This is a genomic window from Solimonas sp. SE-A11 (assembly GCF_030345715.1).
Taxonomy (GTDB): Bacteria; Pseudomonadota; Gammaproteobacteria; order Nevskiales; family Nevskiaceae; genus Solimonas_A.
This window is the reverse complement of sequence record NZ_JAUASX010000006.1, coordinates 196,818-212,274: the sequence shown is the minus strand read 5'-3', so window position 1 is coordinate 212,274 and position 15,457 is coordinate 196,818. Positions and strand designations below refer to the sequence as shown.

The 15,457-nt window shown below is 66.9% G+C and carries 15 protein-coding genes; 4 read left to right on the top strand and 11 right to left on the bottom strand.

The genetic code is table 11. The features are described 5' to 3' along the window. Positions 1–127: 127 nt before the first annotated feature. Positions 128–1,258 (bottom strand): D-alanyl-D-alanine endopeptidase, encoded by a 1,131-nt coding sequence (pbpG, locus tag QT386_RS09480; RefSeq protein WP_367401417.1) that lies wholly within the window; start codon positions 1,256–1,258, stop codon positions 128–130. 151 nt (positions 1,259–1,409) lie between these two features. Further along, a complete protein-coding gene (locus QT386_RS09475; protein WP_289273506.1) occupies positions 1,410–2,711 on the bottom strand; it encodes a DEAD/DEAH box helicase in 1,302 nt (433 codons plus the stop codon). Between the two features lie 253 nt (positions 2,712–2,964). Here QT386_RS09475 and trxA point away from each other — a divergent pair, with 253 nt between their 5' ends. After that, positions 2,965–3,300 (top strand): thioredoxin TrxA, encoded by a 336-nt coding sequence (trxA, locus tag QT386_RS09470; RefSeq protein WP_104230426.1) that lies wholly within the window; start codon positions 2,965–2,967, stop codon positions 3,298–3,300. Between the two features lie 280 nt (positions 3,301–3,580). Continuing rightward, on the top strand, positions 3,581–4,840 hold the full coding sequence (rho, locus tag QT386_RS09465; protein ID WP_289273510.1) for a transcription termination factor Rho: 1,260 nt from the start codon (positions 3,581–3,583) through the stop codon (positions 4,838–4,840). 235 nt (positions 4,841–5,075) lie between these two features. Here the strand turns inward: rho and QT386_RS09460 are convergent, their stop codons facing one another. From QT386_RS09460 to QT386_RS09430, 7 genes are all read right to left on the bottom strand, one after another. Then, positions 5,076–5,585, bottom strand: coding sequence for a RimK/LysX family protein (locus QT386_RS09460; RefSeq protein WP_289273505.1), 510 nt, complete (start codon positions 5,583–5,585; stop codon positions 5,076–5,078). Then, a complete protein-coding gene (purD, locus tag QT386_RS09455) occupies positions 5,585–6,868 on the bottom strand; it encodes a phosphoribosylamine--glycine ligase (protein ID WP_367401416.1) in 1,284 nt (427 codons plus the stop codon). The genes QT386_RS09460 and purD overlap by 1 nt, the downstream gene beginning before the upstream one ends. A gap of 91 nt (positions 6,869–6,959) precedes the next feature. Then, positions 6,960–7,568 carry a glycine zipper 2TM domain-containing protein gene (locus tag QT386_RS09450; RefSeq protein ID WP_289273503.1) on the bottom strand — a complete coding sequence of 203 codons (609 nt, stop codon included), beginning with the start codon at positions 7,566–7,568 and terminating at the stop codon, positions 6,960–6,962. Positions 7,569–7,613: 45 nt separating this feature from the next. Beyond that, a complete protein-coding gene (locus tag QT386_RS09445; protein WP_289273502.1) occupies positions 7,614–8,291 on the bottom strand; it encodes a hypothetical protein in 678 nt (225 codons plus the stop codon). 192 nt (positions 8,292–8,483) lie between these two features. Beyond that, a complete protein-coding gene (locus QT386_RS09440) occupies positions 8,484–9,872 on the bottom strand; it encodes a serine/threonine-protein kinase (protein WP_289273501.1) in 1,389 nt (462 codons plus the stop codon). A gap of 146 nt (positions 9,873–10,018) precedes the next feature. Continuing rightward, positions 10,019–11,347: a serine/threonine-protein kinase gene (locus QT386_RS09435; protein WP_289273500.1), complete on the bottom strand. Its 1,329-nt coding sequence runs from the start codon at positions 11,345–11,347 to the stop codon at positions 10,019–10,021. 75 nt (positions 11,348–11,422) lie between these two features. Then, a complete protein-coding gene (locus QT386_RS09430; protein WP_289273499.1) occupies positions 11,423–12,322 on the bottom strand; it encodes an alpha/beta fold hydrolase in 900 nt (299 codons plus the stop codon). 110 nt (positions 12,323–12,432) lie between these two features. Here QT386_RS09430 and QT386_RS09425 point away from each other — a divergent pair, with 110 nt between their 5' ends. Next, positions 12,433–12,774, top strand: coding sequence for a hypothetical protein (locus tag QT386_RS09425; protein WP_289273498.1), 342 nt, complete (start codon positions 12,433–12,435; stop codon positions 12,772–12,774). A 486-nt stretch (positions 12,775–13,260) separates the two neighbouring features. Here QT386_RS09425 and QT386_RS09420 read toward each other — a convergent pair whose 3' ends face one another. After that, complete coding sequence (locus QT386_RS09420; protein WP_289273497.1) at positions 13,261–14,229, bottom strand: ester cyclase; 969 nt, start codon at positions 14,227–14,229, stop codon at positions 13,261–13,263. Beyond that, positions 14,226–14,714, bottom strand: a complete 489-nt coding sequence (locus tag QT386_RS09415; RefSeq protein ID WP_289273496.1) for a hypothetical protein — start codon at positions 14,712–14,714, stop codon at positions 14,226–14,228. The genes QT386_RS09420 and QT386_RS09415 overlap by 4 nt, the downstream gene beginning before the upstream one ends. A gap of 82 nt (positions 14,715–14,796) precedes the next feature. On the opposite strand from QT386_RS09415, the gene QT386_RS09410 reads away from it, so the two are divergent. After that, positions 14,797–15,441 (top strand): TetR/AcrR family transcriptional regulator, encoded by a 645-nt coding sequence (locus QT386_RS09410; RefSeq protein ID WP_289273495.1) that lies wholly within the window; start codon positions 14,797–14,799, stop codon positions 15,439–15,441. Positions 15,442–15,457: the final 16 nt, after the last annotated feature.

Sequence of the window (15,457 nt, the reverse complement as noted above, 5' to 3'; positions counted from 1 at the left end):
ACGGCCACACTTGGCCCTCAAATACAAAACGCCCGATGAAGTCCATCGGGCGTCTGTATCCAGCATACTTTAGCAACCAGCTTTATCCCGCATAGGTGTCAACCTACTTCAGGACGGGTCACCGTGTCTACAGGTTGCTCGGGGCCGGCGGCACCGAGGTGGGCACCAGGCCGCCGGTCGAGGGGCTGGCGATCTGCTCGCGCGGGCGGGATTCCAGCCAGGTGCGCACGCGCTGTGCGTCGGCGAAGCGGGTCAGCTTGCCGTTGGAGTCGAGGAACACCATGATCACCGGGCGGTCCTGGATGCGGGCTTGCATCACCAGGCAGCGCCCGGCTTCGCTGATGTAGCCGGTCTTCTGCAGGCCGATCTGCCAGTCGTCACCGCGGTAGCGCACCAGGCGGTTGCTGCTGACGAACTGCATGTTCTGCCGGCCCATGGCCACGGTGTGCTCGGGCTGCGTCGAGAAGCGGCGGATCAGCGGATCGCGGTAGGCGGCGCCGACCATGCGCACCAGATCATTGGCGCTGGAGACGTTGGAACTCGAGAGGCCGGAGGAATCGACGAAACGCGAGTCGCGCATGCCCAGCTCGCGCGCCTTGCGGTTCATGGCTGAGACGAAGGCGGTGATGCCGCCCGGGTAGTTGCGGCCCAGCGCCGAGGCGGCGCGGTTCTCGGAGGACATCAGCGCCAGCAGCAGCAGGTCTTCGCGGCTCAGCTCGGCGCCCACGCGCAGGCGCGAGTGGCTGTTCTTCTCGGTGTCGATATCCTGGCTGGTGATGGTCAGGATCTCGTCCAGCGGCAGGCGCGCTTCCATCACCACCAGCGCAGTCATCAGCTTGGTGATCGAGGCGATCGGCAGCACCGCATTGGGGTTCTTGGAGAACAGCACCTCGTGGGTGCGCTGGTCCACCACCATGGCCACGCTGGAGCCCAGGTTCAGCTCGTCGCGGGTGTGGTGCAGGCCCATGGCCTGGCCCATCGTCGGGATGGCCGGCGCCACGGCGACGGCGCGGCGCACCGAGCGCTTGGTGGTGGTCTTGCGCGAGACGCGCTTCTTGTTCGCGGACTGGGACTTGGGCTTGACCGCGGACTTCTTCTTGACCGTGGTCTTGCGCTTGGTGGTGACCTTGCTCTTGGCGGCCGGGGCGTCCTTCTTGGCGCCGGCGCTGCTGGTCTTGGCGGCCTTGTCCTTGGCTGGGCTGGTGGCCAGGGCGGGGGTGGTGCCGGCGGCCAGGCCTGCCATGGCGAGGGCCAGCATCAATTGGCGCCAGCCGGCAAGCATTCCGCTCGTCTTGGTCTTCTTCATTCCAGCCCCGTAGCCGTCAGGCGGCATCCGTCCATTCAGAGACGGAAAATATATCAACGGCAACGACTTGTGAAGATGTTTTAAACCAAACCTGACAGGCGGCTCAGCGGCGCCGACCAGGGCCGCCGCGCCCGCCCCCGGGACGGCCGCCTCCAGGACGCCCGCCGCCCGGGCGTCCGCCCGGCCGACCGCTGTGGTGGCGGCGCGGCTGGCGCGGCGGGGCGACGAAGTCGGTCGCCAGCCAGTCGTGCGCTTCCGGCATCAGCGGAATCTTGGCGCCGATGTACTTCTCGATCGGCGGCAGGGAGTAGACCCAGGTCTCGCAGCAGAAGGAGATGGCGTCGCCGGTGGCGCCGGCGCGCGCGGTACGGCCGATGCGGTGGACGTAGTCCTCCGGGTCCTGCGGCAGGTCGAAGTTGATGACGTGCGACACGCCCGGGATGTGCAGGCCGCGGGCGGCCACGTCGGTGGCCACCAGGATCGGGAGGCGGCCTTCCTTGAAGTCGTCCAGCAGCTTGATGCGCTTGGTCTGGGCGACGTCGCCCGACAGGGTGGCAGCCTCGAAGCCGTTGAGCTTCAGGGCGGCCTCCACCTCCTCGGCGCCGCGCTTGGTGTTGATGAACACCAGGGTGCGGAAGGGGGCGTGATGGCGCAGCAGGCCCACCAGCATGGCCAGCTTCTCGTCGTTGGCGACGTGGATCAGGCCTTGGCGCACGCGCTCGGCGGTGACCTGCTCGGGCTCGATCTCGACCTTCTTGGGCGAGTTCATGTGCTCGTAGGCAAGCTCCAGTACGCGCTGGGACAAGGTGGCCGAGAACAGGTAGTTGCGGCGCTGGTCGGCCGGCGGCAGCTTGCGCAGCATGTAGCGGATGTCGGCGATGAAGCCGAGATCGAACATGCGGTCGGCCTCGTCCAGCACCAGGACCTCGATCTGGTCGAGCTTGTAGGTGCCCTGCTTGTAGTAGTCGATCAGGCGCCCGGGGGTGCCGATCAGGATGTCGATGCCGTTCTCGATGGCGCTGCGCTGGGTCTCGTAGCCGGCACCGCCGTAGCAGACCACCATGCGCAGGCCGGTCTCGGCACCCAGCTGCTCGGCGTCCTTGAGGATCTGGATGGCCAGTTCGCGGGTGGGGGCCATCATCAGCGCGCGCGGCTGGCCGGGGTCGGCTCCCTCGGGGCGGGGCTTGGTCAGCAGCTGGTTCATGGCGGCCAGCAGGAAGGCCGCCGACTTGCCGGTGCCGGTCTGGGCCTGGCCGGCCAGGTCCGCGCCTTCCAGGGCCATGGGCAGGGTCCGCGCCTGGATCGGGGTGCAGTGCGTGTAGCCCAATTTGGCCAGCCCCGCCTTGAGCAGGGGGTGCAGGGGCAGGGACTCGAAACTGACTTCGCTGAGGTGCTGGGGCTGCATGAGTGGTATCTATTGTCGGGACCAGCGCTCTTGCAAGCGGCGGTCGGATGGGATGAAATAGAGCCATCACACAGGCTGCGCGGCGTCTTTTGGATCACCTGCCGCGACCTAAACAGCCCGCTATTTCCCCGTTTCAAAAATTAATCATAACGATCTGACTGTTTTTTTGCGCGTCTTGTGCGCTTCGGCTGTACCCCCCATTTTCTGGTATGCGGGGCCATGACCCGCATTGGCCCACTAACCGAGGTATCCCATGAGCGAACACATCTCCGCCGTCACCGACGCCACGTTCGAGCAGGACGTGCTCAAGTCGGACCTGCCCGTCCTGGTCGATTTCTGGGCGGAATGGTGCGGCCCCTGCCGGATGATCGCGCCGATCCTGGAGCAAGTTGCCCAGGAGAACGCCGGCAAGCTCAAGGTCGTGAAACTGAACGTGGATGAGAATCCGGGCACCCCCCCGAAGTTCGGCATCCGCGGCATCCCGACGCTGATCCTGTTCAAGAACGGCCAGGCGGCCGCTACCCAGGTCGGTGCCGTCCACAAGGCCCAGTTGGCCGCTTTTGTCACTCCTCACGTAAATGCCGCCTAATAACCAGCGCATGAAACGCCACCGCCGTCATGGCGGTGGTGGTCGCAACAACAATCCCAATAACCAGGGCGGCGGCAACAACCTCGCCAACCAGGGATTCCCCGAAGACGACCACGACCTGCAGCCGGAGGACCCGGCGGTCGTCATCGACGCGCCGATGGCGCCCGGCGGCGAAGCGGCAGACGCCTCGCGGCCCGCGCCGCAGATGTCGGACGACGACGAGAGCGGCAACGGCAATGGCGGCGGCTACCAGCAGCAGCCGGCGCAGCCGCCCAAGGTCATCCACGTCCCCGACCTGAAGAAGATGACGGCGGCGGCGTTGCTCGAATTGGCCGAGCAGCAGGGCCTGGAGAACATCGCCCGCGTCAAGAAGCAGGATCTGCTGTTCACGATCCTGAAGGCTGCCGCGCGCCGCGGCGAGCACATCTACATCGAGGGCGTGCTGGAGATCATGCCGGACGGCTACGGCTTCCTGCGTGGCCCCGACGCGTCCTACCTGGCAGGCCCGGACGACGTCTACATCTCGCCCAGCCAGATTCGCCGCTTCGCGCTGCGCACCGGTGACACCATCGCTGGACGCATCCGCACGCCCAAGGACAACGAGCGCTACTTCGCGCTGCTCAAGGTCGACTCGATCAACTTCGAGCCCTACGAGCAGAGCCGCAAGAAGGTGTCCTTCGAGAACCTCACGCCGCTGTTCGCGGACGAGCAGTTCAAGATGGAGCGCGGCAATGGCACCACCGAAGACATCACCGCCCGCATCATTGATCTGGTCGCGCCCTTCGGCAAGGGCCAGCGTGGCCTGATCGTCTCGCCGCCCAAGGCCGGCAAGACGATCATGATGCAGAACATCGCGCAGTCGATCGCGACGAACTATCCGGATGTGTACCTGATCATCCTGCTGGTCGACGAGCGCCCGGAAGAAGTCACCGACATGCAGCGCACCGTTCGCGCCGAGGTGATCTCCTCCACCTTCGACGAACCGGCTACGCGCCACGTGCAGGTCGCCGAGATGGTGATCGAGAAGGCCAAGCGCCTGGTCGAGCACAAGCGCGACGTCGTCATCCTGCTGGACTCCATCACCCGCCTCGCCCGCGCCTACAACACCGTGGCGCCGAGCTCCGGCAAGGTGCTGACCGGCGGTGTCGACGCCAACGCCCTACAGAAGCCCAAGCGCTTCTTCGGCGCCGCGCGCAACATCGAGGAAGGCGGTTCGCTGACGATCATCGCCACCGCGCTGGTCGAAACCGGCTCCAAGATGGACGAAGTGATCTACGAGGAATTCAAGGGCACCGGCAACATGGAACTCCACCTGGAGCGCCGTATCGCCGAGAAGCGCGTGTTCCCGGCGATCAACATCAACCGCTCCGGCACCCGCAAGGAGGAGTTGATGATGGATCCGGGTGACCTCAACAAGGTCTGGATCCTGCGCAAGGTGCTGCACGATATGGACGAGCTGGCCGCCATGGAAATGCTGATCGACCGCATGAAGCACACCAAGACCAACCAGGCGTTCTTCGATTCGATGAAGCGGAACTAGTCGAAACTGCCTGTGCTGTAGAAGCAAGAAGGCCGCGAGAAATCGCGGCCTTCTTGTTTTCGTGACGAGGCCCGGTGACCTGATCGCGTTCACCCTTCGACGGGCTCAGGGCGAACGGTTGGATGAACACATAGACCCTTTGCCCCTAACCTCGACAACTGTTCCACGCGTTGTCCTACCCCGGGCATCCATACCCTCGCCAGGCCTCTCCCCGTAAACGGGGAGGAAGTAACGGCTATTGCCTCGGGCACTGTGGCTCCGCTGTGAACTTCAGCTCCGGGTTCACCGGCCCCAGATGCTGCAGCACATCACGACCCAGCAGCACCGGTGTGCTGAAGTCGCTGCGGTCCACCAGGCTGAAGTCGGCGGGGATGAAGACCTGGCCGATGCAGAGGTCCAGGCGCACCACCCAGCGCTCCTGCGCGGGCTGGCCGTTCTTCTGCTTGATGCGCACGCGGCGGGCGATCGGCTGTTCCAGGCGTTGATCCTGGGTGGTGAAGCGCAGCCAATTCTGGCCCTCGCGCTCGAAGACTTCGATGTCGGTGGCGTGCAGCGAGGACGAGTCGGCGCCGGTGTCGAGCTTGGCTTCCAGGTCGAAGTAGCGCGTCAGGGTCTCGATGCGCACGCGCTCCATCCAGCCATATTGAGCCACCGGGGCCTCGTATAGCTGCCAGGGGTCCTGCTCCTGGGCAGCGGCTCCTAGCGGCAGTAGCGCCGCGAGCATCAAACCCGCGGCGCGGAACATCAGGAGCGCTCGCGCGCGATGGCGCGATAGCCGATGTCGTTGCGGAACTGCACGCCCTGCCAGCCGATCTTGCGTACGGCGGCGTAGGCCAAGGCCTGGGCCTCGCCCACGGTGTCGCCGCGGGCGACGACGCAGAGCACGCGGCCGCCGCTGGTGACGACCTGGCCGTCCTTCAGGGTGGTGCCGGCGTGGAACACCTTGGCGGGGCCCATCGGTACGTCCAGGCCGACGATGGCGTCGCCCTTGGCGATGGGGCCGGGGTAGCCGGCGGAGGCCATCACCACGCCCAGCGCCGGCTGCGCGCTCCAGGTCGGCTGGGCGGCTTCGAGCTGGCCGTCCACGGCGGCTTCGAGCAGGTCCAGCAGGTCGGAATCCAGGCGGAACAGGATGGGCTGGGTTTCCGGGTCGCCCATGCGCACGTTGAACTCCAGCACGCGCGGGGCGCCCTGGCTGTTGATCATCAGGCCGGCGTAGAGGAAGCCGGTGAAGGGCGCGCCCTCGGCGGTCATGCCGCGCAGGGTGGGCTCGATCACTTCGCGGCAGGCGCGGGCGTGCACTTCCTGCGTGACGACCGGGGCGGGGGAGTAGGCGCCCATGCCGCCGGTGTTGGGGCCGGTGTCGGCGTCGCCGATGCGCTTGTGGTCCTGGCTGGTGGCCATGGCGATGTAGCTGGTGCCGCTGGCCACGACGATGAAGCTGGCCTCCTCGCCGTCGAGGAAGTCCTCCACCACGATGCGAGCGCCGGCCTGGCCCAGCATCTCGCCGCCGAGCATGTCGCGCGCGGCGGTCTGGGCTTCTTCCACGGTGGTGGCGACGACCACGCCCTTGCCGGCGGCCAGGCCGTCGGCCTTGACCACGATGGGCGCGCCGCGCTGGGCGATGTAGGCCACGGCCGGGTCGATCTCGGTGAAGACGCGGTACTGCGCCGTGGGGATGGCGTGGCGCTCCAGGAAATCCTTGGTGAAGGCCTTGGATGCCTCCAGCTGCGCGGCGGCGCGGCTGGGGCCGAAGATACGCAGGCCGGCGGCCTGGAAAGCGTCCACCACGCCCAGCGACAGCGGCGCCTCGGGGCCGACGACGGTGAAGCCCACGCCCTCCGCCTGGGCCAGTTTCAGCAGGCCGGGGATGTCGTCCACCGCGACGGCGGCGTTGCGGCAGCCCTGCTCGGTGGCGGTTCCGGCATTGCCGGGGGCCACGATCACTTCGCTGACGCGAGGCGATTGAGCCAGCTTCCAGGCCAGCGCGTGCTCGCGCCCGCCGGAACCGATCACCAGAACCTTCATCGCCTGCGTCATGACTGCCTCATCCTCGTGCTGCGGAAATAAAAAAGGCCAGGCCTCACGGCCTGGCCTCCCATTTTACCTCGGACCCGACTTAGCGCGGCATCAGGTTGTTGCCGTCCACGCGGACCCGCGAGCCCACCTGCAGGCCGGCCGGGTCGTTGACGGTGACGGTGCGCGAGCTGCCGTCCTCCATCGACACGCCGATCTGGTAGACCGTGGTGCTGCGGGCGCGCTTCTCGATCTCGCGGCCGGCCATGGCGCCAAGCACGGCGCCAGCGACGGTGGCCACGTCCTTGCCCTTGCCGCCACCGAATTGGTGGCCGGCCACGCCGCCGGCGGCAGCGCCGCCGAGGGTGCCGAGCGCGCCGGCTTCACCCTTCTGGGTCACCGGGGTGATGGAGCTGACCGTGCCGCAGTCGTAGCAGACCTGGGGCGGCGGCGGGCTGACCGGCTCGGCCGGCGCCGGAGTGGGCTTGGGCTTCGACTTGGGCTTCGGCTTGGGGGCCGGAGCTGGGGCGGGTTCGGGCGCTGCAACCGGCTCCGCCGGCGGCGGCGCGGGCTCGGCCGGGACTTCGGTGGTCGGCACCGTGGAGGGCGGCGGCGGGGTCTGGGCCGGATCGGCCGGCTTGTTGCAGCCGGCCAGCAGGACGGCGGACGCCAGCAGGGCAGCACCGAAGGTCGTAACGCGGTTCTTGTTCATTTTCTGATTCTCCATGACTTGCCGTCCTTTGCGGGGCGGTCCTGTCTAGAGGATACCCAGCAAAGCTGAACGGTAGATGTACTCAATCCCCAACAGCGACAGGAAACAGGCCCCGGTATAGAACACGTTCACGCCCAGGGCGGCCATCAGGCGTCCGGGTATGCCGCCGCGGCCGAAGTGACGATAGGCCCATAGCGCCGCCAGCGCCAGCAGCATCTCGGGGATCAGCGGATACAGGGCCATGCCGTCGATGGCCAGGACGTCGCGGTTGTACCAGATCTGCAGGGGGCGGGCAGCCCATTCCCAGAAGGCGAACAGGGCCAGAGACAGGACGCCGGTGGCCAGGTAGGGGCTCCGGCTGGAGTGGCCGAGCAGCAGCACCGGGAACAGCAGCATCATCCACAGGCCGAGGAAGTAGATCGGCACGTCGCCGCCGATGCGCGGCTGGCCCAGGTCCGGGAAGACCAGCACGCCGGCCACCCGCACCAGGGCCCAGTCCGGCAGCACCTGGCCGGCGGCCAGCGGCAGCAGGAACAGCCACAGGAGCAGCCATTCGTGGTGGCGGCGGACCAGGCTCACCAGCGGCAGCAGCACGTGGTAGCCCAGGGTCAGCCAGAGCAGGTTCTGGCCGCGTCCGGTGCCTTCCGAGAGGAACACCAGCGGCAGGGCCGCGGCCATGAAGAGGATGTGGAACCAGAGGGCGTCGCGGATCGAGGGGTTCATGGCGTCCTTGCGTCCGCCCGGGTGGGAATGCTGCCCAGGCGGGACTTCTGTCGATGGATGCTGGCCCTGCTCATTCCCTGGCCGGGCGTTCCGCGAGGCGGGCGATGCCCGGCGGAAACCGCCATGGCGCGCCGCTTCACCCAGGATTGTTCTTATTTATTTGCAAATATATATAAAAACAATGAAGAATCACTAACTGTTGTTCATCGCCGAGATGCGCGCGCTGGCCATGGACAGGCGGTAGATCAGCGTCTCCGTGAAGACCTTGTAGAAGCGCAGCTGACAGCGCTCGGAAATGCGGCCGATGGCGCTGGCGTTGAGCTTGAGGGCCAGCACCTGGTTGAGCGCCACGACGTTGCCGGTGCGCTTGGCGCCGGAGACGAAGCCGATTTCGCCCATGCAGTCGCCCTTTTCCAGGCGGTAGATGGCGCGCCCGCCCTTCTGCACCTCGGCGGTGCCCAGGGCGATGATGAAGAACGCGGCGTCGATGCCGTGCTCGGTGATCAGCGCCTCTCCCGGCTGGTAGGTGGCCATGGAGCTGACGTTGAGGATCTCGTTGATGTCCTCGTCGGAGAAACCGTCGAAGAAATGCAGGCGACGCAGCGAGTCGCGTGATTCGCGGCGGCCCACGGTGTGGCCGGCGAGCTTGAACTGGTCGTAGAGGCGGGCCAGGGCGCCGGCGAGGTCGCCACCGCGCTGGTAGCGCTCTTCCGGGGTTTTCAGCAGCAGGCGCGAGACCAGGTTGGAGATCTCGGCGGGCACGTCGGGTCGCAGGTCGCGCACACGCGGGGCCGGCTCGGTGGCAATCGCCTGCAGCAGTTCCTTCATGTCCTTCATCGGGAACGGCGGGCGGCCGGTGAGCAGCTGGAACATGACCGCGCCCAGCGAGTAGAGGTCGCTGGTGCCGTCGAGCTGCTCGTTGCGCGACTGCTCCGGCGACATGTACAGCGGCGAGCCGAGCAGGCCGGTGCCGCCGCCGGTGTGGCGCGTGCTGCTGACTTCGTGGCCGATCTCGGCGATGGAGAAGTCCATGAGCTTGGGTACGCCGTCGCGCGTCAGCATGATGTTGCTGGGCTTGATGTCGCGGTGGAGGATGCCCTTGTGGTGGGCATAGTCCAGCGCCTTGGCGCACTTGAAGATGATGTCGATGACCTGGTCCAGCGGCAGGCGCTGGCCGCCGGGGCGGCAGAACGGCTGCAGGGTTTCGCCGTCGATGTACTCCATCACCAGGTAGCTGAGGTCGCCTTCCACGCCGGCGTCGTACAGCGAGACGATGTGCTTGTGCGACAGCATGCCCGCGGCGCGAGCCTCGGCGAAGAAGGTACGCTCGTGCGCGATGTCGGCCTTGAACTCGGGGTCCTGCAGGGCGACCTTGATGGCGACGTCGCGCTGTACGAAGGGGTCGAAGGCCTTGTAGACGACGCCGCAGGCGCCGCGGCCGATCTCGCCACGGATCTCGTACTTGGCGATGGTCTGCGGCGGCGAGTCGGGCAGGTCGGCCGGGCGCCGGATGGCGCTGACCTCCGTGTCACCCACGCGCCGGCGCGACTTGGTCGCCGGATTGCTCTTGTCTAACTGCACATGATCCCCACGGCCGCCTGAAATCCCGCGGCTCCTGTATGCCCGCAGGATACCTGACGTGGCGCTCAGCTTGCCATGAACGCCCCCCATGCAGAGCGCATGGGTTCCATGTAAATCATTGATTGATATGGACTAGGAACATCAGCCTAACTGGTCAGGGCCGACAGCCGCGCGCTGGTGACCGACAGGCGATAGATCAGGGTTTGTGTGAAAACCTTGTAGAATCTGAGCTGGCAGTCGCGCGACACCTTCTCCATCAGGGTGGCGTTGATCTTGAGGGCCAGGACCTTGTTCAGCGCCACCACCGTGGCGGTGCGCTTGGTGGCGGACAGGAAGCCGATCTCGCCGACGCAATCGCCCTTCTCCAGGCGGTAGATCGCCTTGCCGCCCTTGCGCACCTCGCCGCTGCCCAGGGCCAGGATGTAGAAGGAATCGTCGATGTCGCCCTCGGCGATGATCGTCTCGCCGGCCTGGTAGGTGGCCATGGTGCTGGCGTTGAGGATCTCGTCGATCTCCTCGTCGGAGAAGCCGTCGAAGAAGTGCAGGCGGCGCAGCGAGTCGCGCGATTCGCGGCGGCTGATCACCAGGCCCTGCTGGCGCAGCTGGTCGAACAGGCGGGTGAGCGTGACGGCCAGCTCGCCGCCGCTCTGGTAGCGCTCGCCCGGGGTCTTCAGCAGCAGGCGCGACACCACCTCCGACAGGGCCTCCGGCACGTCTGGCCGCAGCTCGCGCACGCGCGGTGCCGGCTGGGTCTTGATGGCGGTGAACAGCCGCGGGATCTCGGGGATCGGGAAGGGCGGCACGCCGGTGAGCAGCTGGTACATCACCGCGCCCAGGGCGTATAGGTCCGTGGCCGGAGTCAGGGGCTCGCGGCGGATCTGCTCGGGGGCCATGTACAGCGGCGAGCCCTGCACGCCCTGCTGCTCGGCGTCCTTGGCCTCGCCGGAGTTGATCTCGGCGATGGAGAAGTCCATCAGCTTGGGCACGCCCTCGCGCGTCAGCATGATGTTGCTGGGCTTGATGTCGCGGTGGAGCACGCCCTTGCCGTGGGCGTAGTCCAGCGCCTTGGCGCACTTGAAGGCGATGTCGATGACCTGGTCCAGCGGCGCCCGCGCGCCCTTGGCGCGGCACAGCGGCTGCAGGGTCTCGCCGTCGATGTATTCCATCACCAGGTAGCTGAGATCCCCCTCCACGCCGGCGTCGTGCAGCGAGACGATGTGCGGGTGTGCCAGCATGCCGGCGGCGCGGGCCTCGGCGAAGAAGGCGCGCTCGTGGGCGGCGTCGTTCTTGAACTCGGAGTCGTGCAGAGCGACCTTGATGGCGACGTCGCGCTGCACGAAGGGGTCGAAGCCCTTGTAGACCACGCCGCAAGCGCCGCGGCCGATCTCGCCGCGCACGTCGTACTTGCCAATCTGCTCCGGCATCCCTTCCGGAAGGCGGCGCTCCTGGCCCTCGGTAACCTGGGTGTCGCTCATTTGCCCGGCGAACCCCGCAAACTGCTGTGATCTGTCCGCAAAACTGCATCCCCCGTCCGCGAGTCGCGGCTGGGGTCAGGATAGCGAGCGGGGCCGCTTTTCTCCAGACATGCGGTCGTGGAATTCGTGGAAGGCGCGCAGGACGCGGTCCGGCGCCTCCACCTGCGGGTAATGGCCCACGCCGGGGATGCTGACGGTGTCGGGTTCGGGAACCAGTTCACGGTAGCGGTCCAGCAGATGTGCGCCAGACACCGGATCCAGCGGGCCATTGATCAGGCGCAGCGGCACGGGCGATCGCTGCAGCGCCGCGACCCAGCGCTCGCGGTTCATGCGCCGCTCGCGGATATAGCGGATCAGGCGGTGGGCAATGCGGTGGCCGTCGCGGTGCGAGATCAGCTGCCAGAAATCGTGCAGCTCGATCAGGCCCGGCCGGGTGTCCGGCCCGAACACCCGGCTGAAGGTTTCGCCGAAGCGCTTTTCGTTCATCAGCTGCGTCAGCAGTGGGCCCAGGGGTCCGTTGAGCCAGCGCTGCTGCCAGACGGCGCGGTGCGTCTCCGGGAACAGGCCGCCGTTGAGGAACACCACCGACAGCAGTTGTGCGCGGCGCCGCGGCTGGCTGATCTCGCGTGCCAGCAACTCCTGCGCCACGCTGACGCCGTAGTCGTGGGCCAGCACGTGCACGCGCTCGATGCCGCGCTCGGCCAGCAGCGCGTCGCAGAGATCGGCCTGTTCGATCAGCGAATAGTCATGGCCGCGCGGCTTAGCCGACCAGCCGAAGCCCAGCAGGTCCGGCGCCACCACGTGGCCGAAGCGCTGGCGCAGCGAGGCCCACACCGGCTCCCAGTCCCAGGAGGCAGTGGGGAAGCCGTGGATGCACAGCAGCGCCTCACGGCCGTGGCCGTCGGCACGATAGAAGATGTCGTGATCGCGGAAGGCGAACTGCGAGCCGGCTTCTTTCCAGGTGCGGAGGGACATGCGGGTAGTGTGACGGCAGGCGGTGGGGGCGACAAGGATGTGAGTGGTGCGTCAGGTCGCTTCCATGCCGGATAGCGGGCACCATTTCGGGCAAAAGCTTGGGTGGACGCATGAAACGATCGAAGGTGGTCATCCTGCTGTTGGCGCTTCTGCTCCTGGGGTCGAACCTGTGGTGGGCCGCGCGGTTGCTCGATGCCGGCATTTCGTACGCCCAGCAGGGTGACTCGCTGAAGAACACGACGGAGGCTTTGCAACAGGCGCTGGCCGTCATCCGCGTTGTGGTCGCATCCGATGCATCGCGAAAGGCAGTACTGGCGGCCGCTGAATCCGCGGCACACGAACCTGGCTCGTTTGTGAAGGAGGGATATGTCTGGGTGGGCAGCCTGGGGCTGCGCTTCTCCGAGGATGGGCGCCTCGAAGACGCAGCGCCGGCATGGTCGCCCTTTCCATGAATCCGATACTGGATGATCCGCTGGATTTCGAACGGGGACTGGCCGAAGGCTGGTATCGACTTTCCCGCGCAGAGGCCCACTGTAGATTTCGGGTCCCGCCACCAAGCGGGGCATCGCGAAGCCATACACGGTATCGAGCGATGACTCGCTGCTATATGTCGGAATTGCACAGCAGCCGATGTCTGCCCGCTCGCTCTATGGATTCAAGGCGACCGGTACAAATGGAAGCTTCCGGGAACAACACTGCGGCTATCCATCTGGACGGCAAAACGTCACGCCGTGTATGTCCCGCTTTTGGGGGTGGAGACAATCGAAGCCGAGGTGGCGTTTGTTTGTCGCCAAGCTGCAGTGCAATGGCCGACACATCAGCACGAAATACACTTCTCCCCTCAGAGCAGGGGCTTCGCGATCCGGCGATCCAAATTTATGCTCATGCGGCCGGGAGGGAGTTCCAGAGGCCAGGGCGGTAAGTGGAAGGCTCCCTCTTCACCAGTACGCCGGTGCCGGTTCCAGCGCGGCACCGCAGGCCGAGCAGCTGTGGACCTTCTTGTGCGCGTTGTTCTTCTTGCCGCAGGCGCTGCAGGCGATCATCACCGGTTTGGCGCGCACCAGCTGGTAGACGCGTGAGTGCGTACCGTAGGCCAGGCCTTCCTTCATGAACTGGTGGACCACGCGCTGGTGATCGGGATTGGGCAGCAGGTTGGCTTCCAGCGCTTCCAGCGACTCCCAGGCGGAGAGCGTGAAACCGGAGGAGTTGCCGTAGGCATCCGGCGGACGCGCGCCGATGATGCCGGTGACGAAGCCAGGCTTGCCGGAGAAGCTCTCCAGCACGGCGTTGGTGACCTGCGCGGCCTGGTCGAACGGGGCCTTGCCGCCGCGCACTTGCAGCCAGGTGATGCCGATGGCCTCGGGCGGCGTCGTGTTGCCCTTGTGCAGGCGATAGTAGGCGCCGAACTGGTAGTGCTCCTGCTCACGCGGCATCAGCAGCGCGAGGAAGTCGAGCTGGCCGGCGAGTTCGTACAGGTCGAAGTGGTTCTCCACCTGCACCTGCCCGCCAGGGCCGAAGGCGATGAACAGCGTCGCTTCCAGCGACAGCGCGCGGCCGGTGGGTGTCACGGTGTCGATGCCCATGTCGCCGGGTAGCGGGCCGGTGTGGCGGCCGCACAGGCGGTAGCGCGCCGAGACGGCGCCGCGGCCGGTCATGATGGGGCCGGTCAGTGTCAGCTGCAGGTCGGGAAAGGCGGTGAACAGGGCCTGCACATGGCGCTGCAGGGCGTCGCCCTGCAGGTGGGTCTGCGTCAGCGGATCGCGGTAGCGGCCGCCGCGCATGGAGGCGCAGATGCCCTGCACGTCATGTGCGTTCCACTGGGCCAGGAAGCGTTGGGCGAAGCCCAGGTGCCGCGGCGCCTGCAGCAGTCCGCGCAGCAGGCCCGCGACCACCGCCAGGACATTCATGCCGCCGCGCCTCGCTGCTGGGCGCGAGCGCCCTGCCAGAGCAGCCAGGCCTGGGCGAAGGCGGTGGGCACGGCGAGCAGGAACAGCAGGTAGTTCAGCGAATTGGTCCATGCGCCGCCGAACTCCAGGCCGCGCACGCCGAACAGGGCGCCCACCAGGAAGCCGAGCGTGTTGGCCCAGCCGGTGATGCAGACGCTGACGATGTAGACCCGGCGGGCCTTGGCGCTCAGGCGGATGCTGCTGCCGGCAGCGGCGAAGGCGATCATCGCCAGGGCATTCATCAGGGCGCCCAGGTGGGCGCGGCGCCAGGCGGCCTCGGTACCCGGCATCTGGAAGTCCAGCGCCGGCAGTAGCGGCCAAGCGGCGACATGGCCGATGGCTTCGAACGTGAAGATCAGACCCACCACCAGGCTGAGGGCGAACAGCGCGGCGGCGGGGGCCAGGATGCGGGCGCGCTCGGGCGCACTCAGGTTGTCGGGTGCCATGGGTCTCCTCCCTGTGGGCAGGCGGGCAGGGGCCGCCATGGATAAAGTTGACAGTATTAATTTAATACTGTCAACTTTATCCATGGCAAGACAGTCCTTCGACGAACGGGAAGTGGAGCAGCGCCGCGCGGAAATCCTCGAGGCAGCCATGACGCTGTTCGAGGCCGGCGGCCAGGAGGCGGTGAGCTTCCGCAAGGTGGCGGCGGTGCTGGGCTGCAGCTATGCGGCGCCCTACCGGTATTTTCCGGGCAAGGAGGCGCTGCTGACGGCGATGCGGGCGCAGGCCTTCCGCTGGATGGAGCGGGAGATGCTGGCCGCGATCGATCCGGCCCAGCCGCCGCGCCAGCGGTTGCGGACCCTGGCGGAGGCTTTCATCCGCGCCGGCATCGAGCGGCCTCAGCGCTATGCGCTGATGTTCTTCCGCCTCACCGAGCCCGAGAGCGGCCCGCGCTCAATGGAACTCGCGGCGGCAAAACGCGACGCGCTGGATGTCTGCACACGCACGGTGGCGGCCGCGCAGGCCGCCGGAGACCTGAAGCTGTCGGTAGATCCGCTAACGGCCAGTCATCTGTTCTGGGTCGGCGCGCACGGCCTGGTGTCGCTGGAAGTGGCGGGCCAGTTCGTGATGGGACGCTCCGTAGAAGAACTGGTGCCGCAGATGGTGCGAACGCTGATGCAGGGGTTGGAAGAGCAGAGCGCCATCGTGGCGCGGCGCGCGGCGCCCTGAAGATTCGCGCGCCATC

Excerpts from the sequence above, each read along its gene's own strand:
- QT386_RS09435 (WP_289273500.1), bottom strand. The coding sequence starts at position 11,347 with ATGAGCGACACCCAGGTTACCGAGGGCCAGGAGCGCCGCCTTCCGGAA.
- QT386_RS09425 (WP_289273498.1), top strand. The coding sequence starts at position 12,433 with ATGAAACGATCGAAGGTGGTCATCCTGCTGTTGGCGCTTCTGCTCCTG.
- QT386_RS09430 (WP_289273499.1), bottom strand. The coding sequence starts at position 12,322 with ATGTCCCTCCGCACCTGGAAAGAAGCCGGCTCGCAGTTCGCCTTCCGC.
- QT386_RS09460 (WP_289273505.1), bottom strand. The coding sequence starts at position 5,585 with ATGTTCCGCGCCGCGGGTTTGATGCTCGCGGCGCTACTGCCGCTAGGA.
- QT386_RS09410 (WP_289273495.1), top strand. The coding sequence starts at position 14,797 with ATGGCAAGACAGTCCTTCGACGAACGGGAAGTGGAGCAGCGCCGCGCG.
- trxA (WP_104230426.1), top strand. The coding sequence starts at position 2,965 with ATGAGCGAACACATCTCCGCCGTCACCGACGCCACGTTCGAGCAGGAC.
- QT386_RS09420 (WP_289273497.1), bottom strand. The coding sequence starts at position 14,229 with ATGAATGTCCTGGCGGTGGTCGCGGGCCTGCTGCGCGGACTGCTGCAG.
- pbpG (WP_367401417.1), bottom strand. The coding sequence starts at position 1,258 with ATGCTGGCCCTCGCCATGGCAGGCCTGGCCGCCGGCACCACCCCCGCC.
- purD (WP_367401416.1), bottom strand. The coding sequence starts at position 6,868 with ATGAAGGTTCTGGTGATCGGTTCCGGCGGGCGCGAGCACGCGCTGGCC.
- QT386_RS09475 (WP_289273506.1), bottom strand. The coding sequence starts at position 2,711 with ATGCAGCCCCAGCACCTCAGCGAAGTCAGTTTCGAGTCCCTGCCCCTG.
- QT386_RS09450 (WP_289273503.1), bottom strand. The coding sequence starts at position 7,568 with ATGAACAAGAACCGCGTTACGACCTTCGGTGCTGCCCTGCTGGCGTCC.
- QT386_RS09445 (WP_289273502.1), bottom strand. The coding sequence starts at position 8,291 with ATGAACCCCTCGATCCGCGACGCCCTCTGGTTCCACATCCTCTTCATG.
- QT386_RS09415 (WP_289273496.1), bottom strand. The coding sequence starts at position 14,714 with ATGGCACCCGACAACCTGAGTGCGCCCGAGCGCGCCCGCATCCTGGCC.